Annotated in this window: 15 protein-coding genes and 1 pseudogene; 4 read left to right on the forward strand and 12 right to left on the reverse strand. The window is 41.6% G+C overall.

Annotation, left to right across the window (positions count from 1 at the left end; genetic code table 11):
* Positions 1 to 35: 35 nt before the first annotated feature.
* From OWEHO_RS08005 to OWEHO_RS08020, 4 genes and pseudogenes are all read right to left on the reverse strand, one after another.
* Positions 36 to 1,823, reverse strand: a pseudogene (locus OWEHO_RS08005) (AMP-dependent synthetase/ligase).
* Positions 1,824 to 1,863: 40 nt separating this feature from the next.
* Entirely contained in the window at positions 1,864 to 3,513 is a 1,650-nt protein-coding gene (locus tag OWEHO_RS08010; RefSeq protein ID WP_014201970.1) for an amidohydrolase, read from the reverse strand.
* 364 nt (positions 3,514 to 3,877) lie between these two features.
* Entirely contained in the window at positions 3,878 to 5,275 is a 1,398-nt protein-coding gene (gene fumC / locus OWEHO_RS08015) for a class II fumarate hydratase (protein WP_014201971.1), read from the reverse strand.
* A gap of 46 nt (positions 5,276 to 5,321) precedes the next feature.
* Positions 5,322 to 5,669, reverse strand: coding sequence for an SdpI family protein (locus tag OWEHO_RS08020; protein ID WP_014201972.1), 348 nt, complete (start codon positions 5,667 to 5,669; stop codon positions 5,322 to 5,324).
* A gap of 67 nt (positions 5,670 to 5,736) precedes the next feature.
* Between OWEHO_RS08020 and OWEHO_RS18375 the strand changes: the two genes are divergently transcribed.
* Complete coding sequence (locus OWEHO_RS18375; RefSeq protein ID WP_014201973.1) at positions 5,737 to 5,916, forward strand: hypothetical protein; 180 nt, start codon at positions 5,737 to 5,739, stop codon at positions 5,914 to 5,916.
* A 264-nt stretch (positions 5,917 to 6,180) separates the two neighbouring features.
* On the opposite strand, the gene OWEHO_RS08025 is transcribed toward OWEHO_RS18375, so the two are convergent.
* The 5 genes from OWEHO_RS08025 to pssA all read right to left on the reverse strand — a co-directional run bounded on the left by OWEHO_RS08025 (position 6,181) and on the right by pssA (position 11,634).
* Entirely contained in the window at positions 6,181 to 7,485 is a 1,305-nt protein-coding gene (locus tag OWEHO_RS08025; RefSeq protein WP_014201974.1) for a M23 family metallopeptidase, read from the reverse strand.
* Positions 7,486 to 7,803: 318 nt separating this feature from the next.
* Positions 7,804 to 9,345 carry a bifunctional GNAT family N-acetyltransferase/carbon-nitrogen hydrolase family protein gene (locus tag OWEHO_RS08030; RefSeq protein WP_014201975.1) on the reverse strand — a complete coding sequence of 514 codons (1,542 nt, stop codon included), beginning with the start codon at positions 9,343 to 9,345 and terminating at the stop codon, positions 7,804 to 7,806.
* 96 nt (positions 9,346 to 9,441) lie between these two features.
* Positions 9,442 to 10,044, reverse strand: a complete 603-nt coding sequence (locus OWEHO_RS18810; RefSeq protein ID WP_014201976.1) for an acyl carrier protein phosphodiesterase — start codon at positions 10,042 to 10,044, stop codon at positions 9,442 to 9,444.
* Positions 10,045 to 10,143: 99 nt separating this feature from the next.
* Positions 10,144 to 10,638 carry a hypothetical protein gene (locus OWEHO_RS08040; protein ID WP_143764546.1) on the reverse strand — a complete coding sequence of 165 codons (495 nt, stop codon included), beginning with the start codon at positions 10,636 to 10,638 and terminating at the stop codon, positions 10,144 to 10,146.
* Positions 10,639 to 10,929: 291 nt separating this feature from the next.
* On the reverse strand, positions 10,930 to 11,634 hold the full coding sequence (gene pssA, locus OWEHO_RS08045; RefSeq protein ID WP_014201978.1) for a CDP-diacylglycerol--serine O-phosphatidyltransferase: 705 nt from the start codon (positions 11,632 to 11,634) through the stop codon (positions 10,930 to 10,932).
* Between the two features lie 103 nt (positions 11,635 to 11,737).
* Here pssA and OWEHO_RS08050 point away from each other — a divergent pair, with 103 nt between their 5' ends.
* From OWEHO_RS08050 to OWEHO_RS08060, 3 genes are all read left to right on the forward strand, one after another.
* Complete coding sequence (locus OWEHO_RS08050) at positions 11,738 to 12,808, forward strand: putative type IX sorting system protein PorV2 (protein WP_014201979.1); 1,071 nt, start codon at positions 11,738 to 11,740, stop codon at positions 12,806 to 12,808.
* Entirely contained in the window at positions 12,809 to 14,425 is a 1,617-nt protein-coding gene (lnt, locus tag OWEHO_RS08055) for an apolipoprotein N-acyltransferase (RefSeq protein ID WP_014201980.1), read from the forward strand.
* Positions 14,426 to 14,531: 106 nt separating this feature from the next.
* Entirely contained in the window at positions 14,532 to 15,149 is a 618-nt protein-coding gene (locus OWEHO_RS08060) for a hypothetical protein (RefSeq protein ID WP_014201981.1), read from the forward strand.
* 200 nt (positions 15,150 to 15,349) lie between these two features.
* Here the strand turns inward: OWEHO_RS08060 and OWEHO_RS08065 are convergent.
* The 3 genes from OWEHO_RS08065 to OWEHO_RS08080 all read right to left on the reverse strand — a co-directional run bounded on the left by OWEHO_RS08065 (position 15,350) and on the right by OWEHO_RS08080 (position 23,926).
* Positions 15,350 to 16,581 (reverse strand): IS3 family transposase gene (locus OWEHO_RS08065; protein ID WP_143764547.1). Its coding sequence is split into 2 segments (ribosomal slippage): positions 15,350 to 16,209 and positions 16,209 to 16,581, totalling 1,233 coding nucleotides; the frame shifts between segments, so codons are not numbered across the junction.
* A 115-nt stretch (positions 16,582 to 16,696) separates the two neighbouring features.
* On the reverse strand, positions 16,697 to 22,816 hold the full coding sequence (locus OWEHO_RS08075) for a T9SS type A sorting domain-containing protein (RefSeq protein WP_014201984.1): 6,120 nt from the start codon (positions 22,814 to 22,816) through the stop codon (positions 16,697 to 16,699).
* Between the two features lie 534 nt (positions 22,817 to 23,350).
* Complete coding sequence (locus OWEHO_RS08080; protein WP_014201985.1) at positions 23,351 to 23,926, reverse strand: hypothetical protein; 576 nt, start codon at positions 23,924 to 23,926, stop codon at positions 23,351 to 23,353.
* Positions 23,927 to 24,043: the final 117 nt, after the last annotated feature.

Raw genomic sequence — 24,043 nt, forward strand, 5'->3', positions numbered from 1 at the left:
AATCTAAAAGCCCTTTTATACCGAATAACCAAGTCCTATCGACTTGGCTCGTGGTCATATATATTGACGTATAAATCCTTATACATACTCATGATGTTTCTACGCTTAAGGCTAAGCTTAGGTGTAAGATGTCCTGCATCCACACTCCATATATCAGAAGTCAACTCAATTTTTTTCACTTGCTCTGAATGACCAAAGCTTTGATTCTTTTCACTTACCTCGCCCATGATGCGCTCGCGCACCTTTTCGTTGGACACTAAGTCTTTATTATCGTTAAAGCTAATTCCTTTCCTTTTTGCCCAACCTTTAAGAAACTCAAAGTCCGGCTGAACAATGGCCGCAGGATGTTTCTCACCTTCCCCGATTACCATAACCTGCTCAATAAAGCGAGATTCTTTCAGCTTATTCTCAATAATTTGAGGAGCAACATATTTTCCACCCGAGGTTTTAAACATCTCTTTTTTGCGGTCGGTGATTTTTAGCAAACGGCCATCTACCATTTCACCAATATCACCCGTATGAAACCAGCCATCACTATCAATTACCTCAGAAGTTTTTTCGGGCTGTTTATAATAGCCCATCATCACATTCGGACCTTTACAAAGCACCTCGCCATCTTCGGCTATTTTTACTTCTACATTTCGGATGGGCTCCCCTACCGTACCGATTCGCTTCAAATCCCAATTTGGACCATTCACTGCAATCACCGGTGAAGTTTCGGTAAGACCATAACCTTCCTGAACATTAAATCCTGCCGCAGAAAACACAGCGTTAAGCTTTGGGTTTAGCGCTGCTCCGCCCGAAACGATAGCTTCCACTTTTCCTCCAAGCGCTTCTTGCCATTTGCTAAAAATAAGCTTGCGTGCAATTCCTAATTTCCAATTATAAAAACCTGAATTGGTTTGAGGATCATATTTCTCACCAAGAGAAACTGCCCAAAAGAAAAGTCCCTTTTTGATTCCACTCAGCTCGTTTCCTTTAGCTATAATTTTATCGTATACCTTTTCAAGCAAGCGTGGTACAGCCGCAAATATCTCAGGCTGTACTTCTTTAATATTATCACCTATTTTTTCAATGGACTCCGCAAAATAAATTGGAATACCATTATAAATATATAGGTAGGTAAGCATCCTTTCGAATACATGACAAACCGGTAAAAAACTTAAAGCCTTGGCTCCCTTAAACACCGGAACACGCGGCCCACTATCAATCACATTAGAAACCAAATTATTATGTGAGAGCATTACTCCCTTTGGTTTTCCGGTAGTACCCGAAGTATAAATCAAGGTGGCAAGATCTTCGCTTTTTACAGCATCCATCCTACGCTGTAATTCGTCCTGATGCTTTCTATTCTTACCAATTTCAAGTACTTCCTTCCAGTTGCGAATTCCATCTTCTTCATTAAAAATGAAAATCTCCTTTAGGGTCGGAACTTTATCTTTTATGGCAATTACTTTATCGTAAAGTTCACGATCGGAAACAAAGCAGTACGTTACCTCCGCATCATTGAAAATGTAATTGTAATCATCACTGGAAATAGTGGGGTAAACAGGTACATTCACAGCACCAGCCTGCAAAATCCCCATGTCCATAATATTTCATTCATACCTGTTGGTAGAAGAAATTAGAGCAATCTTCTCATCTGGCTGCACTCCCATTTCTATCAAAGCACGGCTTATTTGCTCCGACCATTCTACATATTCTTGTGTAGAAACTTTCTTCCACGTACCATCAAACTTGGTAGTAAGGGCATCGGGAACGGGAGTATTTTGTAATTGATATCGAGGAAAGTCAAAAAGACGAGTGGGTTGCTTGAGGGTCATAATCTTATTTCAATTTGCTGCCTAAATATAAATAATTCGGCTAATTGTGGGATGGTTTCTTTACTTCGAAAACCTTTTCTCCACCCACAAAAGTCATTAGCACCTTAGTATCAGGAATCTTAGGTTTTGGCGCTGTAAGTATATCCTGATCTAAAATTACAAAATCTGCCCACTTCCCTACTTCCAAAGAGCCTTTTTCATTTTCTTCAAAAGCTGCATAAGCAGGCCAAATGGTCATTCCACGCAGGGCATCCTCGCGCGAAAGCACTTCCTTTGGGGTAAAACCACCTTGTGGGAAACCAGCCGTGTCTTGCCTAAAAACCGAAGAGTAAAATGTGCGAAGTGGGTCAATATCTTCCACCGGAAAATCAGTTCCAAGAGGCAAAATCCCTGCCGAATTTAAAAGACTTTGATAAGGATATGCTTCCATCATTCTTTCCCAACCCAATCGATCTTCGGCCCAATACATGTCAGAAGTTGCATGGGTAGGCTGCACAGATGGAATTGCGCCAAGCTCACCAAACCGCGTCACATCTTCCGGTGCCACAATCTGAGCATGTTCAATCCTCCAGCGGTGATCTTTTTTGCCTTCAAGCACTTCTTCATACACATTAAGCACAAGCCTATTGGCCGAATCGCCAATGGCATGCACACACATTTGCCAGCCGTTTTCTTTCAGCTTTTTGGCAGACTCTACATAATGACTATAAGGACTTAACTGCAATCCCACCTTTGAAGAATCATCGCTATACGGTTTCAGCATAAGTGCACCACGTGAACCCAAAGCTCCATCCAAATAAAACTTGAAACTACTTACGTTGAGATGATCCGTTTTAATAGGTCCATGATTTAGATAATACTCTTGCAAATAGGGCTTATCAGAAACCATAGCGTAAACGCGAAGTTTCATTTTCCCTGCTTGTTGCAAGCTATCAATAAGTTCAATTTGGCTACGCTCAAGCCCAGCATCTGTTACTGTGGTAAGGCCCGCCTTAAAAATATTTTTCTCCGCCTCTTTCAAAGCTTCCAACATATCCTCATTTGGCAAACTTGGCAGATCTACCAATCCCATGGCATTATCTACCAATATTCCCGTAAGCCGACCATCAGTATCTTTTTCAATAATTCCACCATTGATAATGGTTGAAGTATCAATCCCTGCAAAATTGAGTGTGGCTTGATTTACCAAAGCGGCATGGCCGTCAATTCTATATAAATAGACAGGTAGAAATGGAAACATTTTATCCAGTTTGGCTTTATCTGGAAAACCTTCCATTCCCCAATCATTTTGATCCCAGCCACGACCAATGACAAAGGTGAGTCCATGTTTCTTTTGAAAATCTTTGCATCGCTTTATGGCTTCATCGTATGATTTTGCACCAACAAGATTTACCCAGCGAAGCGTATTTGCATAACCCATAAAATGCGAATGTGCATCATTAAAACCCGGGTACACTGCTTTTCCTTCAAGGTCAATATTTTTTAGTGCTCTGTACGTTCTACGAATATGATCTAGAGTTCCTGTTTCAAAGACTTTCCCATCTTTTACTGCCATGGCATTAACTACAGTAAAACCAGAATCTACCGTGTAGATTTTTCCATTGTAAATAATAAGGTCTACCTGAGGGTGATCATCACAGGACCCAAAGATGGTTAAAACAAAAAGGAGCTTGAATATATGTCTTAGCATGAATTGCAATTTTGGGCAATTTAGTGAAGAGGAAGCTAAGAGCGATTTGAAGATTGTAAAATTTAAGGAAGAGATTCACGCAAAGAGGCGGAGAAGCAAAGTTTTCAGGAAAGAATTCCCCTTCAAAGTTAAAAGAGGTGGTTTTTGCGATCATCGGAAACAAAAGACGGGGTAGTTTGAAGCCATGCGTAAAACTAATTTTAGCTCGTAACACATAAAGTTTCTACCTACCCCGCCCTTCGGGCAGCCCTTCAAACATTGAAGGGAAATAAAAAACCACAAACAACAAACCTTTCGATTTGCCATTTGTGGTTCTAATATCTACAGTCTCTGGTCTACCGACTGCGGACTATGGACTAAAAGTCTACTTCAGCGACCCAACCATATTTTCAGGACGTACCCACTCGTCATACTGCTCAGCGGTAACGTAACCTAGATTAATAGCTTCCTCCTTAAGAGTAGTTCCATTTTGATGAGCGGTGTTGGCAATTTCAGCAGCTTTGTAATAACCGATTTTGGTGTTTAATGCTGTCACCAACATAAGGCTATTGTTAAGCAATGTCTCAATGGTTTTGTAATTCGGCTCAATACCTACGGCACAATGATCATTGAAAGACACACAAGCATCGCCAATCAGCTCAGCACTTTGTAAAAGATTGTAGGCCATCATTGGCTTAAATACATTCAGCTCATAATGTCCTTGTGTACCACCTACAGTAATAGCAACATCATTACCCATAACCTGCGCACACACCATTGTGATCGCCTCAGCTTGAGTTGGGTTTACTTTTCCTGGCATAATGCTACTTCCCGGCTCATTTGCTGGAATGATCAACTCACCAATTCCCGAGCGAGGACCAGAAGCCATCATTCGAATGTCATTAGCAATTTTGTTTAGAGACACAGCTAGCTGTTTCAATGCACCATGTGTTTCCACAATAGCATCGTGTGCAGCTAGTGCTTCAAATTTATTTTCTGCAGTAATAAAAGGAAGGCCGGTAAACTCAGCAATCTTTTTAGCTACCAACACATCATAACCAGCAGGCGTATTCAAACCTGTACCTACAGCAGTACCGCCCAAAGCCAACTCAGCAAGGTGCTCCAAAGTATTTCTAAGTGCTTTAAGTCCGTGGTTTAGCTGAGAAACGTAACCCGAAAATTCTTGTCCAACAGTTAGTGGTGTAGCGTCCATCAAGTGGGTACGGCCAATTTTCACCACATCTTTATACTTCTCCGCTTTCGCTTGAAGTGTGTCTCTTAGTTTTTCTACTCCTGGGATGGTTTTCTCAACCACCATCTTGTAGCAGGCAATGTGCATCCCTGTTGGGAAAGTATCATTGCTCGACTGAGATTTGTTCACATCATCATTAGGAGCGATGGTTTTTTCTCCTTCGCCAATTACCTTTCCGGCCAATTGATGAGCACGGTTTGCAATCACCTCGTTAGCATTCATATTGCTTTGAGTACCCGAACCCGTTTGCCAGATTACCAAAGGAAACTGATCATCATGTTTTCCTGCCAGGATTTCATCACAAGCCTGAGAAATCAAATCTCTTTTTTCGGTTTCCAACACACCCAGCTCACAGTTGGCATGTGCTGCAGCTTTTTTCAAATAAGCAAAGCCATATACAACTTCAAGCGGCATAGAAGCCGAAGGTCCAATTTTAAAGTTGTTTCTAGATCTTTCGGTTTGTGCTCCCCAAAGTTTATCGGCAGGTACTTTTACCTCGCCCATGGTATCCTTCTCAATTCTGTAATCCATCAGTCGATTGATTTATCTATTGTTTTTAAAATTCTAAAAAAAGCACCTACAACTGTGATGCGTAATACGATGTGATGCCTGAGGCGGCAAAAAGGCTGCTCAGCAAAATGGCCACAAAAATACCAGTGTAAGCTCCTACCTTCAAGTTTTTACCAAAGAAAAAAAGCAAGATGTTTCCTAAAAGGATAATAGCCGCAGCAACAATCATTGCCCAACCGCCATATTCATTTACATCATACCATATGGCATCGCTCTCAAAAGCTTTATCAATGCGGATTCCGTAAAATTTATTGGGGCCAATGTTTCTATTTACCAATGGAATAGAAATGCCAACAAATATCAAACTGCAGATGATGGAGCTGAAAAAAATAAAGTTTTTTGGACCTGTTCGCATAGAAAGGTTGGTTTAGGCTTTTACAAAAGTATTTTTGCTGTAAATTAGCAGCCCAAAATTAGAAAGAATGTTTACTAAGACTTTAGGATTTTTCATTTTCTTGTTCATCTTCTTGATGGGCTTCAGCATGTTGTTATTTCTTGGTGGGTTTGTAGGATACTGGCTTACGCTTATCGCAGTAGAAGCGATAAATCCGAAGTTGGCTCACAAAATGATTGGCTACAAAGAAGGAAAAGAGATTCGTTAAGAATCAATCCTCATTTATAATATTCGTCCTGGCAAGCTTTGGCTTAGCCAGGATTTTTTGTTTGTACCTGGGAGAGAATTAGACGCTAGACTTGAGATATTAGATTTACCCAGACTAGAATCAGAGGATCATTCCGGCCGAAGAGCCGGAATCTTTTAATCTAACTCGGAGATTCCAGATCTCCGCTAAGCTTCGTCTGGAATGATTCCCATTACTTACCCTCATCCCTAAAGATGAGTTCGAAATGCTGATAATCGATCTCTACTACCTCTCCACTCTTGAGTAATACACATTCTTATAATCATCGGTGAGCATGGCAAAACCTTCAAACTCCCCAACCTTGGCCAATTCGCCATTTATCAAAAGGGAGTCGCTTGGGTTTTGAAAAGGATTGCTCCAAACCCATAAATCTTTCGCTTCCAGAGCTTCACTTTTAATGGCTCCAACCAAAGATGCGTGAATATAACCTTCCTGCAGGTTAGGCGTTTCCACCCGATACCAGCTTCCTTGGGCACCAATCACTTTTACAGGATTTCCATTTTCCAATGTGTTTAATATGTCAGACTTGGTAGTTGGCTTATTTCTAAAATTAGCTTTAGCTCCTTTTATGTTCAACACAAAATCATCAACATTCAAATCAGAAATTTCCGCTTTTTGATTTCGATTATCCACCATAGGAAAAGGGTCGAAGGCACCACCAGAATAAATCCCAAAATGAAGATGGGGCGGGGTGAAGCGTGCATTACCTGTATTCCCTACCAGGCCCAAAGTATCTCCTGCTTTTAGCCTTTGCCCAAAACTTACCAACTGCGAATCTAAGTGCGCAAAATAAAGATTGAATCCACGCTCGGCATCACGAAGCCAAACTTGCTTACCGCCCAAGCCTCTATCCCGAACCGAGCTTACAACACCATCTACGGGAGCTAATACCGGAGTTCCACGGGCGGCAAAAATGTCGATGCCTTCATGTTTTCTTGCTCCTCCACCGCGAGGTGCTCCCCAAAAACTTTGAACTGAGCTGGCATCTTTACCATAAATAGGAAATACCGCATAGGTTGGCGCTTTCTCCACCGTAAGGGTAAGGTTACCTTCAGCAAAAAGCTCGGGCTGAATTCTCAAAATGTAGGTTTGGCTTTTTTTAGATTCAAAAGAATAGGAACCATCTTCCGAGGTAAACCAACCAACATTATTCAAACCTGATTCCTCAAAAATATCAGCAAACACCAAGCTGGAATCTTTAGCATTAAAATCCATTGACAACTTGATACTTTGACCGCGAGGTAAATTGAATTTCCAGGCAACTGCTTTTACTTCTTTGGCCCTGAATAAAGTTGAAAAGGCAAAAGGCACATCACTTTCCAGTGCTTCTACCAAAGACTGACTGCCTGAGGCCTGCCATGCTAAACCTACACTAGTTTTATAAAGTCCAGCTCTATCTAGCTTGCCACTGTATTCTTCATAGGCTGACTGTTTTCCCGCAAGGAAACTCAAGGAATTTCGCCCACATGATTGAGCTAAAAAAATAATGGTAACTATAAAAGTAAATTTCTGGAAGACTCTCGTTTTCATACTCCTATATCAACGAGAAATGTGGGGAGAAGGTTCTTTGACCACTAACCTAAAATCACAAAGCGGATTACTTCCTTTCAAAAAACCCAACAAATCTCTCACCCTTCGATACAACCTCCCGCTGGTCGGTCACTCAGGGCGACATCCGTCAGGCTGAGTTTTAAAAGCTGGCGCGAGCACAGCTTTTAAAGTATCGAAGCCTAATTTCGGAGTTGAACCACACTTCCCCGCCATTTCGCAGAGCAAGCTAACACAGTCCCTTCTTCCCCAAAATCACTTAGGGTGACATCACAAATTAACCATTCAACCAATTAATAACTAACCATTGCTCCCCTCTCCTTTCCAAACTACTTCATACAGATCACCTCTCCTATCAGTAAGCGTACGCACGCTACCGTGATTATGCAGCTCTTTTAGCAAATCCATATCTACATCAGCCACAATGGTCATTTCAGTGTTGGGAGTAGTTTCTGCTTTTATACAGTTGGTAGGAAAAGCAAAATCGCTTGGTGTAAACACAGCTGACTGAGCATACTGCATATCCATGTTACTCACTTTTGGTAGGTTTCCAACCGAACCAGCAATAGCCACATAGCACTCATTTTCAATAGCACGCGCCATACTGCAATTTCTTACACGCATGTAGCCATTTTGGGTATCGGTAAGGAAAGGAACAAACAGAATTTGCATCCCTTCATTGGCATATATTCGGCTTAGTTCAGGGAACTCCACATCATAGCAAACCAGGATCCCAATCTTTCCGGCATCGGTGTCAAAGGTTTTTATACGACTTCCTCCCTGCATTCCCCAAGCTTCTTTTTCAGAAGGTGTAATGTGAATTTTATCATACGAATCCCAGGTACCATCACGCCTGCAGAGGTATGTAATGTTGTACAATTTATCATCACGCAAGTGCGGCATACTTCCCGAAATGATATTGATATTGTAGCTCACTGCTTTTTCCAGCAGCATATCACGCAAAGGTTCCGTGTAAGATGCCAACTCTCTGATGGCCTGTGAAACCCCCATATGATTATACGCCTGCATCAGCGGAGCATTGAACAATTCAGGAAAAAGGATAAAATCACTTTGATACTCGCTTACCGCATCTATAAAGTAATCCATGTATTCTACCAACTGCTCAAAGGAGCGCATCTCACGCATTTGCCATTGTACCAAACCAATCCTCACCACAGATTTGGTCTGATTAATCACCTTTTCTTTGGCCTCGTAATAAATGTTGTTCCACTCCATCAAAGCCGCATAATCATGGCTAGCCTCATCATCCGGCAGGTAATTTCTGATTAGCTTTTTCACGTGAAAGCCATTTGAAAACTGGAAGTTCAGAACAGGGTCGTGAACGCTATTACTCTTCACATTTTCGATATACTGCTTTGGCGTATATTCTTCTTTATGCTTTGAATAACGGCTCATTCGTCCGCCAAAAATGATACTGCGTAAATTGAAGCTTTCGCAGATTTCCTTACGTGCATCGTATAGTCTTCGCGCCAAGCGCATACCGCGATACTCTGGGTGCACAAATACCTCTATTCCATAAAGCACATCGCCATCAGAGTCGTGAGTATTAAAAGTGTAATTGCCCACAATCTGCTCGTAGGTATGATTGTCTCCATATTTATCATAATCCACAACTATGGAAAGCGCGCAGCCCACCACCTTATCATTCACACAAACGCAAATCTGCCCTTCCGGAAATTTTTCCAAAAGCAGCTGAATATCCTTTAAGCGCCACGGATCATCATCATAATCAGTGTATGCTTTTTCCATCGCAGCCTTCAAATCACGATAATCTTCAACTTGAAGATTGCGCAATTCGATTTTCATTTCTTGTGATTCCATTCTTTGTGTGAAGGTTATTATGTTATAAGTTGAAGGTTAAATGTTATTGGTTTATGGTTTGTGAATTTTCAGATTCTCGAATCTTCAAATAGAAAATCATCTACCAATTCCCCATGGTATTCGGGCGATTTCACCGTCAACATAGTTTTTAAGTTCGGGAAAAAAGCGAGCAAATTCGTCTGCAAATAAATCGTAGTCATCAAACATTTGGGCAACGGCAGCTTTCATATCATTTTGAAAAGACGCTCTTTTACTCATCCCCATGAATACTCTTTCCAACCCATAACGGTTGCCATAGTTCACCAGCCAATTTCCATTTTCCATATAGGGCAAAATGCGCTGGACACCTTTAGGCAATTCATCCCAACGCCTATTAAAAAGGTCATAAGCGTTGGCCGCAAATTCCTCTAAAGGAACATCAGAATATTGGTCGAAGTTTTTTGCCAAAAAATGATCGTACAAAATGTCTACTACCACAGGGCTATACTTGCTTTGTGTTGGTCTTAATCGCTCCTTACTCTCTTCTACTATCGAGTGATTATCGGTAAAAAAGTCAATTTTGTGATGCAGCTTAATGCCTTCTACTACCTCTGGCTTAAACTGCCCATACTCTGCACTCCTTACGGAATCAGCAATAAAATTGCCGACCATAATATCATCGTCATTATTGGAAAGTAAAAGGTGTGCTAAAAAATTCATGGAGTAAATGTACGGTGAGTAAAGTGTATTTCAATCTACCAGTACATTAACAAATACTATGCGGAAAGTTTCGGTCCTTCCAATACTGCTAATAGTTCATTAATGCTTATTAATGCGATAAGAATAATGTGAAATTTCCTCAGGAAGAACTAAAGAATCTGATTCTAAGAACTGAATTGAAGGAAAGTTTAAATTTTCACATTCTCCTGGTTTAAGTAAAAATCGATAAGTTGATCCTTTTACATAATCTTCATATACTTCAATTCCTAAACTCTCATTATACTGAAATATCATTTTTGAAATATGTTTGTCATTTTCAGAAAAGCCAACCGTCACCTCATTTATATCACTTTGCCAAATAGTATCACCATGCTCGGTAGCGTACCTTATCATCATAATGAAGTTTGGTGGTGCCCAGAAGTAAAACTCATCATCTTGAAATTGTCTATACTCAACAAATCCAATGGTATGATTTACCACGATACTCATTTTATTTGAGGTCATAGACTCAATAATCACCCCATGATCTTCAAAGAAATAGATTAGGCTATCATCCGTAATTAAAACTTCACCTAGCAAAGGTTCCATTTTCATATCTGGAGTCTCGGCTTCAATGGAATGTATACAATTAAAACATCTTTGAGAAAAAAGAGCTTTAGTGAATTCGTTTAGATTTGCTTGACCAAATGCTGAAAGACCTAATAAAAAACTAAAAGTCAACGTAATATTTCTCATCTCTCTAAATAACTAACAAACATCACTCAAAGTTCAATACCCCATCAGAACTTATCTAACCACCCCGCCCTACGGGCACCCTCCGATAGCTATAGGAGCAAGCTCTTCAAACATTGAAGGGGAATACTGTGCGTAGAAATATATCCCCTTCTATTTCTTATTTGGTTTAAAAACCAAAGACAGCAACAAGTAAAATGGAATGATAAAAGCCAATGCACGAAAACGGAAAATCACCAGCAGCAAAACTATTCCCAGTAAGAGTATAATCCGGCCTTTGTTTTCTTTCCACTTCGTGTTTTTCACTTTTAGCGACATCAGCGGAAGCTCAGCCACCAAAAGAAATGATGTGATGATGGTAATGGCCGTTAATAAAAACGGGTGAAGGATAATATTCTGAACCGTTTCATTGTCTGTATAAATTCCCATCAAGCCGATAGAGTACAAAAACAGCGCGTTTGCAGGAGTAGGCATTCCAATAAAGTAATCCGCCTGGCGAGTATCAATATTAAATTTTGCCAATCGCAAAGCTGAAAGCAAGGGAATCAACAAAGCTATGTAGGGCAAAAAATCAGGGCTTGGCTCACCGCTCAGGTAAGACATTTGAAACATTTTGAAAACCAAAAAACCAGGAGCCACCCCAAAACTCACCAAATCAGCCAATGAATCCAACTGCTTTCCAAGTTCGGAATGCACTTTTAGAAGACGAGCGGCAAAGCCGTCAAAAAAGTCAAAAACCTGAGACATAGCCATAAGGATGGCCGCCTGTTTATAATCACTAGAAAAAATGGACACGATGGCCAACAAGCCGCAGGCAAGGTTAGCAAGTGTAAGTAAGTTAGGAATGAAGCTTTTCAAAATTGTAAATGGCTTTTAGGCAATATTAGTGCAAATATGAAGTTTTTAATGCGGAAATTGTCTGTAAGGACTGTTGAGTATATTTGCGAAAATTCAATACCATTTGAAACACCTAGCGCCCCTATTATTTCTCTTGCCCGCCTTGGCCTTCGGTCAGGCTCGTAAATACAGTAACGAATTTTTAAATATTGGTGTAGATGCCAAAGCTTTTGCTACTAGCAACGCGGTAATTGCCAGCGTAAACGATGTAACGGCTGCCTACTGGAACCCTGCCGGGCTTGCCAATATCACCGACTCCTGGCAAGGTGCAGCGATGCATGCCGAATATTTTGCAAGCATTGCTCAGTACGATTATATCGGCTTTGCAGCTCCTATTGATGACAAAAGCACTATCGGTATTTCTTTCATCCGTTTTGGGGTAGATGACATCCTCAATACCACCGAACTGATTGACAATAATGGCGATGTGGATTATGACCGCATCAGCAAATTCTCAACTGCCGATTACGCTCTGATTGGCTCTTACGCCCGCAAATCCGAAAAAATTGAAAACCTAAGTTATGGTGGTAATGTGAAAATCATTTACCGACACATCGGAAAATTTGCCAGCGCTATCGGTTTTGGTTTTGATCTTGGAGCTCAATATAAAATCAACAAATGGGAATTTGGTGCCAACCTGCGTGATGTTACCTCTACCTTCAATGCGTGGAATATAAATACCGAAGAACTTGAAGATGTTTTTCAACAAACCGGAAATGAACTACCCACCGAAAACCTGGAGCTTACCATCCCTAGTCTTTTGATTGGAGTTGGCCGTCAGTTTCAGCTCAACGAAAACTACAGCCTTAGGACTGAAGTTAGTGCAGCCTTCACTTTTGGAGGGCGTGAAAACACTTTAGTTTCTGCTGATTTCGGAAACATCAACCCCAATTTTGGAGTAGAAGTTGGCTATAGAAACTTTGTATTCTTACGAGGTGGTGTGGGCAATGTGGTTCGTGCCAAAGAGTTTACTGGCGCTACGTATTACAACGTTCAGCCCAACATGGGCATCGGTTTCAAATATCGAGGCATCTCTATAGATTATGCTTTATCCAACATCGGCAGCGCATCCGGCACACTTTACAGTAATATATTCTCGGTTAAATTTAACTTTGCTGACTTCAAAAGCAGCTAAATGTTTCAAAGAATACTGTATGCCATCCTCACCTCACTATTACTGTGGGTAGCTTGGCCGCCCAATAATATTACTCCACTACTTTTTATTGCCTTTATCCCCATCCTCCTTTTGGAGCGCAATCTTTCCCTTTCGGGGGAAGGTGGCACCGGCAAAAAAATATTTCTCTATTCATGGCTAGCCTTTGGTCTTTGGAATATTTTCACCACCTGGTGGCTCATCAACGCACATTGGAGCGGGCTCTTAATGACCACTTTGGTAAACGGAGCTTTGATGGCTTTGGTTATTACCATCTTTCACTTTATCAAGCGAAAACTTGGAAACCAGCGCGGCTACATCGCTCTTCCTTTCCTTTGGATTTGCCTGGAAATACTTCATAAAAATTGGGACCTCAGCTTTCCTTGGCTCAATCTCGGCAACGGTTTTACCGAAAATGTAGAATGGATTCAATGGTATGAATATACCGGAGCCTTTGGCGGCACCTTTTGGATTTGGCTCGTAAACCTACTTCTTTTTTCTGCCCTGACAGCATTTCAAAAATCTAAAAACTGGAGCAGCCTTGCACTAAGGTTGGTGCTCACTATAATTCCCGCAGTTTTAGTTCCTATTCAGCTTTCGCACCTCAGATATTCTAATTATGAAGAACAGGGTGAAGAAGCCAACATAGTGGTAGTGCAGCCAAGCATTGACACCTACACCGAAAAAAATATAATGTCCAATGAAGAGCAAGCCGTTAAGTTTTTGCGCCTTGGTAATTTTGAGATGGACAGCACTGTTGACTTTTTGGTTGGCCCGGAAGACCTTTTGACCGAAGGCACTTATATTGACAAACTCGAGGAAACCTCCCCATTAAAATTGTATAAAGCGGTGGTCGGTCAATATCCCAATTTGAATATTGTAAGTGGCGCCACTCTGTTGCAGCATTACTCCACCACTCCTACCAGCCCCACCGCTCGCGAATACAACAATACTGAAGCTTGGTATGATGTGTACAATTCTGCAATCATGATTAATCGTTATGATTCCATTCCTTATTATCACAAATCAAAACTAGTGCCGGGTGTAGAAATGATGCCGTTTAGCAGCGTTCTAAAACCTGTTTTGGGCAACCTAATAAGCAGTATGGGCGGAACAAGCAATGGTCTTGGATACCAAAAAAGCCGTGAAGTTTTCACTTCTGCTGATGGCCAATTTAAGGTAGCTCCGCTTATTTGCTGGGAATCAGACTTTGGCGAATATGTGACTGAATATATACGCAAGGGTGCCAATCTTCTTTTCATTATCACTAATGATGACTGGTGGGACGAGTCTCCCGGTTACATTCAGCATTTGCATTACGCTCGTCTTCGCGCTATTGAAAATCGCAGAAGTATTGCCCGTTCGGCAAATACAGGCGTCAGTTGTTTTATCAACCAGCGTGGAGATATCATTCAGCCACAGCCTTATAAAAAGCCTGTTGCCATAAAAGGAGTAATCAAAGCTAACACAGAACTGACCTACTACTCAAAAGCCGGTGATGTACTTGGCCGAGTGAGTTTATTCATCAGTGGCTTTATGCTTCTATTTGCTTTTGTAAAGGGGTATTTGAAAAAGGTGAATAGTTTGGCGCAGCGTTAAGGCTTAGTCGGGAATTTTCTGAGTTGGCAGTTGGCAGTTGGCAGTTGGCAGTTGGCAGTTGGCAGTTGGCAGTTGGCAAAGTTGTGCATTTGATTAAATTCACCTTATGAAGAGAACACGCTCACTTATACTTGCCTTCTGTTTTTTACCATTATTTCTTATTGGTCAAAATGAATCTCCACTTGAATTGATAGTTGGTGAGGTGCAATCTATTGTATTTGACCGTGCAGCTTTTGAAAAACGCGAAATTGAGGATAGCTTGAGAATTGAGCAGTGGAAAAAAGAACACGAAGCAGTGTTTGATACGGCTTCAAATGGTTCAATCATTACTACAGGCCCTTCCAAGTCGATTTTTATGCGAAGTCCATATTTAGTGGAACTTTATGTCAAGAAACAATTCACTAAAGGAGAACTTGAAAAGAATATTAAAGTCAGAGTCTGGACTCACGAAAATGCAAAGTATAGCTTTGAAGAACCCTTCACTTATGCCTTTGTTTTACAACAAAATGATTCTTCAGAAATTTACGAATGCCTTCATTTTTATGCCGTATTTAAAACCAGGTGGGGTGCCTATGCCGAACCTGTTCGATATAATGCAAAAATTTACCCTAAAGCCAGAAAAGCTTTCTTCAATTACAAACTTCTAAAAGAAGAAAACAAAACCCATTACCAACTTTTGAAGGATGAAGTGGAGTGCTGTATGGATCAGCTTGAAAAGCTTTAATCGAGTAAAATTTTCGAATGCCGAATTTTCAAATCCCTCATTTTCCCCAACTTGCTAATTCAAAATCTTCAATCTAAAAATTTTGCCCCGTCCTAAAAAAGGTTGACTAGTTAAACTTCTAAATTACATTTATATGAAGCAGCCAACAGAATATTTTTTGTTGGCTGTTTTGTTTTCCACCTTTTGAGGGTTATTTGTCGCTACTTATGTGCCTGGTTGGGTGCAAGCATATCTATAGATAGGTGAGGCCGAAGTTGGTTGTACAAAGCAATGGACTGATCGACTTGTCTTTTCATTTGGGCGCTATGGGTAAATACTTTATCCAGGCCGAACTCGTCTTTCAAAATTACATTTACCCTTTCTGCCACTGCATTTTCATAAGGATCGGATTCTTCCGTCATGCTGATTCCAATTTTGTTATCCAGCAGTAGTTTCGTGTACATAGCGCTACTGTACTGGAGGCCCCGATCGGAATTATGGATCAACTTTTCCTGATACTCTCTTTGGTTCAAAGCCCTTTGTAGAGCTTTAATGGTGGTGGTAGCACGCATATTATCAGCAAGTTCATAGCCCACTATACGCTTAGAGTAGGCATCTGTAATTAGGTGTAGGTACTGATGTTCATCTTCAAGTTCTAGATAAGTTATATCGGCAACCCATACCTGTTCTGGTCTTACAATCTCCAGCTCTTTTATGATATTGGGATACTTACGCATCCAATGTTTGGAGTTGGTGGTCTTGTGATATTTTTTGCGCTTCCCTATCAACAAGCCATGGTTTCGTAAAAGGCTGAACAGGTAATCCCGTCCCACCTTTTTGCCTTTTGACGCTTCAGCGGTATTCAGCATATACTGAAGTTTACGAGCTCCACAACGGGGCAGTTGTTGACGGATCCGCTGCACGCTCTGTAAAACATTTTGATGTTGTGCAAAAGGGGTAGAACGCATTTTTCGCTTATAATACGCTTGCTTACTGTAACCAAACAGTCGACACAGTTCCATGGTGCTCAAGGGGAAATGGGTCTTTATTTCCTGGACGGCTTGATGCCAGACTTTTTTGTAATACTGATATTTAGCTCTCGCTCAGCTATAGATATAAACTGTTTATAGGCTGACAACTCCGCATTTTTCTTGCGCAACTCCGCCTCCAGCCCTTTCTCGCGTTTTCGAAGCTTTGCTTCCAGCTCTTTGATATACTGTTTGTCCTTGTCTTTCATCGGTCTTCCTATACTAAGGTAGTTTGCATGAGACAATTTACCATACTTCTTTAACCACCTGTCTATACAGGAGTTGCCTGCTATACCATACTTGCGCTTGAGACTGGCTTTGGTGTAAAGCCCGGATTCAAACTCCTGTACAACCTGCCGCTTGAACGCTTCGCTGTATACTGATGGGGATGACCTGAAATTCCCATTTCCTTTTCTTGTTGACATAAATACTTATTTGGAGTCAACTTTTTCTAGGACGAGACACGGCAATAAAAAGCCCGCTCCAAATTACTCCGGAGCGGGCTCTACTATTTTAAATAGTATTTATTTATCTAAAGGATTACTCCTTCACCAAACGTCTTACGGTTTTTACTTGTTCCGTAGACACTTCTATCATATACACGCCTTTAGCCAAGCTAGAAATATCAATTGACTCAGTCATCAACTTATCCTTCTTCTCTTTGCTTACAGCTAGCACTTGCTTGCCTGACATATCCAGTATACGTACAGACACTTCGCTATTCCCTTCCAGGTTAAGCTCCACATTCAGTACATCTGTTGCCGGATTTGGATACAGCTTAAGGTTTTGAGAAAGTACATTCTCACCTAAGCTTACATCGGCATAAGTAATCTCCAAGGTATCGCTTCCACAAGCATTCGTCACCACCAAGGTTACGGTGTAGGAACCTCCGGTAGTATAGATATTGGATACTATCATTCCGGTATCTAAGCTTCCATCTCCAAAGTTCCAGGTGTACACATTACCGTTTCCGGTAGATGCGCTCGCATCAAAGTCATACATCAGACTTCCTGCTCCCGCTGGTACTCCGGTAAATGCTGCCACTGGTGCTCCTGTCGTTCCTGTATTAAAGGTAATCGGACCGGTAACAGCGCTCGTATCACCATCACAAACATTGGCCACATACACATCATAAGATGTATTGGGCATGGTGCCTGTAATGTAGTGGGTGCTATCATTTAGTATCAATGTACCCATGGTAGGCATGGCTCCTGTTGGGCCATAGCCTACTACAGTTGAGTCATTTGAACCATTCCAGGTGATTTCTATGCTATCGCAAGCAATCACATTGGCTGCTACATTCGTTACAGGGGTACAGGCTGATGGCATCGCATCATAAATACTGATGTCATCCAAACTATTATCTCCTGCACAGCAGCCATTGCTCACTACTCTAAATCTTGCACGGAAGTTTGTGGTTCCAATATAAGGTGCTAGATCTATCACCGTATCTAAGTACGCTGCTGATTGTGAGGTCTGAATACCTGATGAACTGGTATAGGCATGTACTCCGTTTATCCAGTTGGTACCGTCATACACATCTACATAAAAATCTCCCATCTGGGTTCCCATTCTATGCAGGTGGTACTCAAGCTCCGGAGCGTTCAGCTGTGAAATATCTACTACCGGAGAAATCAGCATCGATGAGTCTCCGCTTGTTCCATAAGAAACGTCCGCATTGAAAAACTGACCTCCTATGGCCGGATAAAGTGTATTATCTCCACTGGCTCCTGTAGAGGTTCCTGAGGTCGCTTGAACCACATTTCTCAAATCCCATCCAAAACCACTTGTGGCTGAAGTTTTCACCACAGTATTCTGAAGGGTCCAGCAGTTGTCTTCGCCTTCATAGAAACCGAGGGTATGATTCTCAAAGTCTTCGGATATCGGTGCCATTACGGTAACACATGGAGTGTTGAAACAATAAGGTCCTTCCCAGAAGCTGCTATCGGTAGCGCTACACATTTCTCGTACGTAGAAGCAATACTTAGAACTGCTCATCAACGTGGTCAAGGCTACGCTTGTACCGGTAACGGTTTGCTTGGTCCCTGCTCCTGGAGAGGATAAGTTAACACCATACGATACTTCGAAGGTATTACCTGTACTTGCTGCATGGGGGCTCCAGCCAAGAGTTGCACTATTTACTGTTATACCACTTGCAGTAAGGCTATTTGGCCTCAAGCATGTTGGGATCACCTCATAGTTAAACTCATCAATGTAGTACGTTCTGAACGTGGCATTATTTCCATGCATCAAAGCGATATAATTATCTGTACCATTATAGCCATTAGCTACAGTTATATCAGAAATATATTCTGTATAGGTATTGGTAATAGCGATCGTATCTATTGGACTAAAGGTGTTACCCGCTGATGGATCACTAACGGTACCTACTATAATTGAGTTTGGTGACAAGGTAGTGGTCACCATTGCATCAAATCGGATACGCTTATCGCCTGCAGTTAGATCTATAAACTGAGGGCTTATACCCATCGTAGTATCCTGATTGTAGTTGTAAAAACGCACATGGTTAGGACTAGTTTGGGGCGTACCCGGACTATACACCTCAAACACTGCAAAGTTTCCTGTTCCTCCTACAAAGTATGGAGTCCAGCATTCCGGAGTCTCTGTAGTGGTCATGTTATCAAAGCCTGTGTAATAAGATGCTGTAAATGGACTACAGTCGGTACAGAACACATAAGGGCCTGTCCACTGACTAGTATCACCAGGGGTACATACTGAGCGTACTACAAATTCATAGCACGTATTGCTACTTAATGTATCTACAGTAAGACTATCACCTGTGGTAGCTACCTTAGACCCACCTATTGTGGCTGTACCCTGATAAAATCCTTGAGGGCCATACCATACTTCATAAGACTGAGCTGATGGAGCCTGTACCCAATCAAACATTGCTGAAGTATCTGTTACTCCTACTGCATTCAAGCCTATTAGCTTAGGACATGACGGTGCATCCTCCACATAAAAGTCATTGATGAATAGATCTGGACCAAAGTCAGTGATGGCACGCATTTCAACAATCACATCATTTCCAGTGTATACCAATGGATTAAGCAACACCTCTTCTGTAATAAAAGTACCAGGGGTATTACTATTTCCTGCGCTAGGGTCATTAAAATTATTTGGTCCCTTCAGAGACAAAATGGTATCCCATACACCAGATCCAACTACTGAAGCGCGTACCATTAGCTCATCATCCGGGTAGCTTGTGCTATATAAGTGTGACCAATCAAACCTTACTTGCGCATCTTGAGTAATGCTAATCGGAGGTGATGTAAGCACTGCCTGACCTGAGGATTGACCCCAAAAGTTAGCTTCGGCATAATTATCAGTAGTACCCGTTACAAATAAGTTCCAGAACCACTGTCCGCCAACTGAATCCCAACATGTTGGGGTAACCGCATCAAAACTCTCATAATAAGGCATTGACTGAGCTACGCACGGTGTGCAAAATTGATAAGGCCCTATCCAAGGACTAAACCCATTGGAAGCACAGCTGTCCCTAATATAGAATTCATAGCATGTTTGAGCAGAAAGACCTGTTATCATGGTAGTATCTACATTGCCTGCTACTGAGTCTGTAGAAATGAAACTAGTGGTTCCTGGTGTAAAACCTACTGGACCTACTTCCCAATGGGTTTCATTACCATCACTACCTGATCCCCAATAAATATTAGCTGTGGTAGTTGAAGCTCCCGCAAGGCCTAAGGTATTTACCAATGGTGGGTTACAGGCTGGAATTTGCTCATACACAAAATCATCAATATAGATTAATGTAAAAGTACCTCCATTGCCATGGCGGAAAGCTACATACTGATCTGTGCCATTATAGCCGCTTGCCGCATCAAAAGCCACAACAAATAGGGAATAGGTAGCTGTAAGGCTTAACGTGTCAATTGGGTTAAATGATGTCATATCCATAGGGTCACCCATGGATCCTACAACAATAGTATTTGTCCCAAAAGAGGCCTTAGCATTAAACTGTATGCGCTTATCCGAGGCTACCATATCGCTAAACCTAGGACTAATAAATAGCGTGGTGTCATTAGGACCTGCAGGGTTTCCATTATAAAAATAGATATGATTAGGAGCACTGTTGGGGGTGCCAAAAGTATAGGTATAAGCCTGTCCAACAGTGGTTCTACCACCCGTTTGGGCCAAATTCCAGCAATATGGGGTTATGTTTGATGGATAATTATCAAAGTTGTCCGAATAAGGTGCTGTATAAGGTGAGCATGCCGTTCTAACCAAAATTGGCCCTATCCATATACTGGTTCCATTAGGGCCGCAGTCTGTACGAACGTATACTTCATAGTCCGTATTGGATTGTAAGCCGTGAATGGTATCAGGATTAGTAGTGGTTGACTGTGTACCTGCTCCTGGTGAAGCCTGAGTAAATCCGGGAGGTCCCCATTGTAAATCCCAAGTGCTTCCCGTTGGGTCATTCCAACTCATTACTACTGATGAATCTGAACGACCCGTCATAGCAAAACCTGTTGGCCATGGGCATGTTGGGGCCTCATCTACTACTACACTATCTATCGCTGCATCTCCACAACATCCGTTACCCGTTTGCTTAAACTGGATCATTACAGTATCTCCGGTGTAATTGGCCAAATTCACAAACTCCAATGACCAAGGGTCACTGCTTGAAGTTTGGATATCTCCCGTTACAGAATACTCACTTGTCCAGGTTGTTCCAAAGTCGTTAGATACCAAAACTTCCATATCGGCAATCGTAGCACCACTATATCTGTGCTGAAAAAAGTAAAGTCCTGGTGTTGTCAATCCACTCACATCAATTGGTGGCGTGGTAAGGAAAGCTTCATCATTTGCAGAACTACCTGATGCTTCTGCATACATAAAGTTTCCTCCGGTAAGATCCTGCAATGGACCATTACCACTGGTAGGACCTGTTCCTCTTGGTATCCACTTAAAGGGCTCTGCTCCTTGACTTACATCTGGTAAGGATGACCAGCATGGGTCTATAGTATTATTTGTATTACTTCCGCTGGCAAACCAGCTTGAAGTGCTATCAAAATTTTCATTGAAAGGGGCTGTAGCAACAACACAAGGGGTTCTAAAACTTATTGGACCCGTGGTGTCGCTGTATACACTTCCTGTGGGGCAAGCTGATACTATATAAGCTTCATAAGCTGTATTCGCTGACAAGCCCGTAATAGTTAAAGCCCCGGTTGTAGCGGGATTAGTAGTACCTCCTGTTAGTGGATTAAAACCTGCGGTGCCATAAGTAACTCTAAAATTAGAAGCTCCTACAGTATTCCAGGTCAGATCGGCACTGGTAGCCTGAATATTACCAGCAGCAAAATTATTTGGCTGAATCAAGCCTGTCTGAAGAACTTTGTTAATGGTATCATTACCATTAACAGTATCTGTTTGGCCATTAGGTGAATCCGTCCAAACTACAAAGTTATAAGGCGTAGCAGATGCAAAAGCGTAACTACCTAATATTATTTGAGCTGAAACAGAACCCGAACCTCCTGTGGTATCCAACGTGCCTGTGAAAGAATATGGAGTTTGAGCCACACCATTCACACTCCAGTTTACGGTAGCAGATGTCACTTGATTAACACCATAGTTTTGAATCGTTACAAGAACATTACTTGTGCCAGCACAAAAGTTAGTTGGCGCATCTATTGAAGTCACACCAACATCATTAGCAGACCCCGTACTTAATGGTGAAATCACGACCATACCATCACCAGTTTGAAATCCTGATACAGTTACTGGATTGTTTCCAGAACTATAGGAACCACCACCACCACCGCGGTGAGTTGTAGCTACTGTATTGGTTTGACCACCAGCACCACCAGAGTAGCCACCGCCACCTCCGGATCCACGCCAGCCTGAAGATATGGCGCCACCGCCACCTCCGAAACCACCGGCATAAGGCGTACTACAATTAACTGATAGTCCACCAACTCCTCCGTTCAAAAAGCTCAAACCAGACTCTGCCCCACCTGTACCACAGGTTCCTGTCATATCTCCATCGGTGAGAAAACCTCCACCGGCACCACCACGGTTATTACCATTTGGCACAGCTATTCCACCGCCATTTCCATTCATTCCGCCAGTACCGCCACCATTGGCACCAACTCCATCTTTACCAGCAGTACCAGCACTACCGTCACTGTCAGCGTGGGCTGTTCCTGGGTTTCCACCACCACCACCAGCTATCACTAGTGGTGTTACTTTTTTTCCCGTTGATGTAATTGTTGTTGAAGTAGGATCTTTGATAGTTACGAAAGAACCTCCTCCTCCTGAGGCAGATCCATCCATCCCATCAATACCTTCTTGACCAACTATAATAAAAAGGGTATCCCCTCCTAATAGCGAAAACTCGCCTGTCACAGAAGCTCCCTTTCCTCCAGAAACTCCTCCTCCTTGAGCTCCTAAAGCTTGAATACTATAGTATCCGCTTTGGGGCACTACCCAATACTGAACACCTGCATTGGAGGTAACTTGCCCTGCCAACGATGTTCCTGTATAAGCTGTTGTGATATCGGATTGACTAGGACCAAACTGCCCTGTAGCCCCTCCCGTGCCAAATGTGTATGCCTGTTGGGCATAACCCGTAATCCAGCATGATATTATGCTGAATAATAGTAATATTCTTTTCATAAATAAGGATTAAAATAATTAGAAATAGTACCACAATTATAGCAATTCTAAAACCCAATGCCAAAACACCTTCCTCATAACCAAGATTTTACAGTAGGATTTTTCCTTCCCTACTCTACCGACATTACTAAGTATTAACCCTTTAAAGGTACAGTATGAATTTTTGCTTTTAAAACACAATTATTTTACAGAAATGGAGCTTGACAACCCTACACATTTATCTTGTAAAAGTTTTCTTACTCCACTTTAACGTAAATTGATGAATCATTGCAATTGTTTCACTATCTATTTTTTCAATTGAGAATATCTGAACACAAAATGCTCTACTACTTTATATTACTTTCCTGGTAAACCTATTTTACTTAAGGCATATTGAGACTTAAATATATTTTATAAACCTCCATGAGCGTACTCTGATTTGCACAAGGAAAAGTCATAGGCATACTTTTCTGTTAGCAATTCTTTTTTACAAAAAAACCCCGACTCATCTATTCACACAAGTCAGGGTCTTAAAATTATTGTGCTTCTTAAAACCTACGGCACCCAAGTAATTGTATCGGTAAAGCCTTCCACCGTTTCGCCATTAGATTTATAATAGGTAAGATGGAAAACATGTTTTAGGTCTTCGGTGGGGAAGGTTCTTATTTGGAAAGCCATTCCAGCATGTTGTAAAATTGGTATTTCCGATACTTCTGACAATAACACCGTATCATCGAGAGCCTTATCCCACCATTGTTCCAAGTAAACAAATTCATTTAGAGAACTTCCGGCAAAATGATCCACATCCCAATTTGCGGAACTAATAACTCTTACTGAATCAATACCATATTTAAATCCTCTGTGGCCATCCTGAGGACATTCTTCCCTAGCCCAAGCGCTAGATATCAAATTTAATCCCGTGTTATTTGAAACCATGTAGATAATCTCAGCTGGATACACTACGAAATTAAACTCCTCCCCAATGGGAATCTCGTTATTCCAACTCCCCCAATAGTTAATTTGTAGTTCTTTGAAGTCAGAATAAGGAAGTGGATCTCCTTTACACTTAAAGCAGGCATCCACCACTAAGAGAACAGCAAGTAGTTTTAAAGTAAAAAGTAGGCGTTTCATTGTTTATGCAGTTTAGTTATGCGGGTAGCAATTCTACCACAAATAATCAAACGATAAACTTTAACCACAGGTTGGCATAACGCGAATAACTTTTCAAATCTTTAGATCTTCAAATCC

The organism is Owenweeksia hongkongensis DSM 17368, from assembly GCF_000236705.1.
Lineage (GTDB): Bacteria > Bacteroidota > Bacteroidia > Flavobacteriales > Schleiferiaceae > Owenweeksia > Owenweeksia hongkongensis.

Bases quoted from the DNA above. Each gene is read 5' to 3' on its own strand.
- OWEHO_RS08010 (WP_014201970.1), bottom strand. From the start codon at position 3,513: ATGCTAAGACATATATTCAAGCTCCTTTTTGTTTTAACCATCTTTGGG.
- fumC (WP_014201971.1), bottom strand. From the start codon at position 5,275: ATGGATTACAGAATTGAGAAGGATACCATGGGCGAGGTAAAAGTACCT.
- OWEHO_RS08020 (WP_014201972.1), bottom strand. From the start codon at position 5,669: ATGCGAACAGGTCCAAAAAACTTTATTTTTTTCAGCTCCATCATCTGC.
- OWEHO_RS18375 (WP_014201973.1), top strand. From the start codon at position 5,737: ATGTTTACTAAGACTTTAGGATTTTTCATTTTCTTGTTCATCTTCTTG.
- OWEHO_RS08025 (WP_014201974.1), bottom strand. From the start codon at position 7,485: ATGAAAACGAGAGTCTTCCAGAAATTTACTTTTATAGTTACCATTATT.
- OWEHO_RS08030 (WP_014201975.1), bottom strand. From the start codon at position 9,345: ATGGAATCACAAGAAATGAAAATCGAATTGCGCAATCTTCAAGTTGAA.
- OWEHO_RS18810 (WP_014201976.1), bottom strand. From the start codon at position 10,044: ATGAATTTTTTAGCACACCTTTTACTTTCCAATAATGACGATGATATT.
- OWEHO_RS08040 (WP_143764546.1), bottom strand. From the start codon at position 10,638: ATGAAAATGGAACCTTTGCTAGGTGAAGTTTTAATTACGGATGATAGC.
- lnt (WP_014201980.1), top strand. From the start codon at position 12,809: ATGTTTCAAAGAATACTGTATGCCATCCTCACCTCACTATTACTGTGG.
- OWEHO_RS08060 (WP_014201981.1), top strand. From the start codon at position 14,532: ATGAAGAGAACACGCTCACTTATACTTGCCTTCTGTTTTTTACCATTA.
- OWEHO_RS08075 (WP_014201984.1), bottom strand. From the start codon at position 22,816: ATGAAAAGAATATTACTATTATTCAGCATAATATCATGCTGGATTACG.
- OWEHO_RS08080 (WP_014201985.1), bottom strand. From the start codon at position 23,926: ATGAAACGCCTACTTTTTACTTTAAAACTACTTGCTGTTCTCTTAGTG.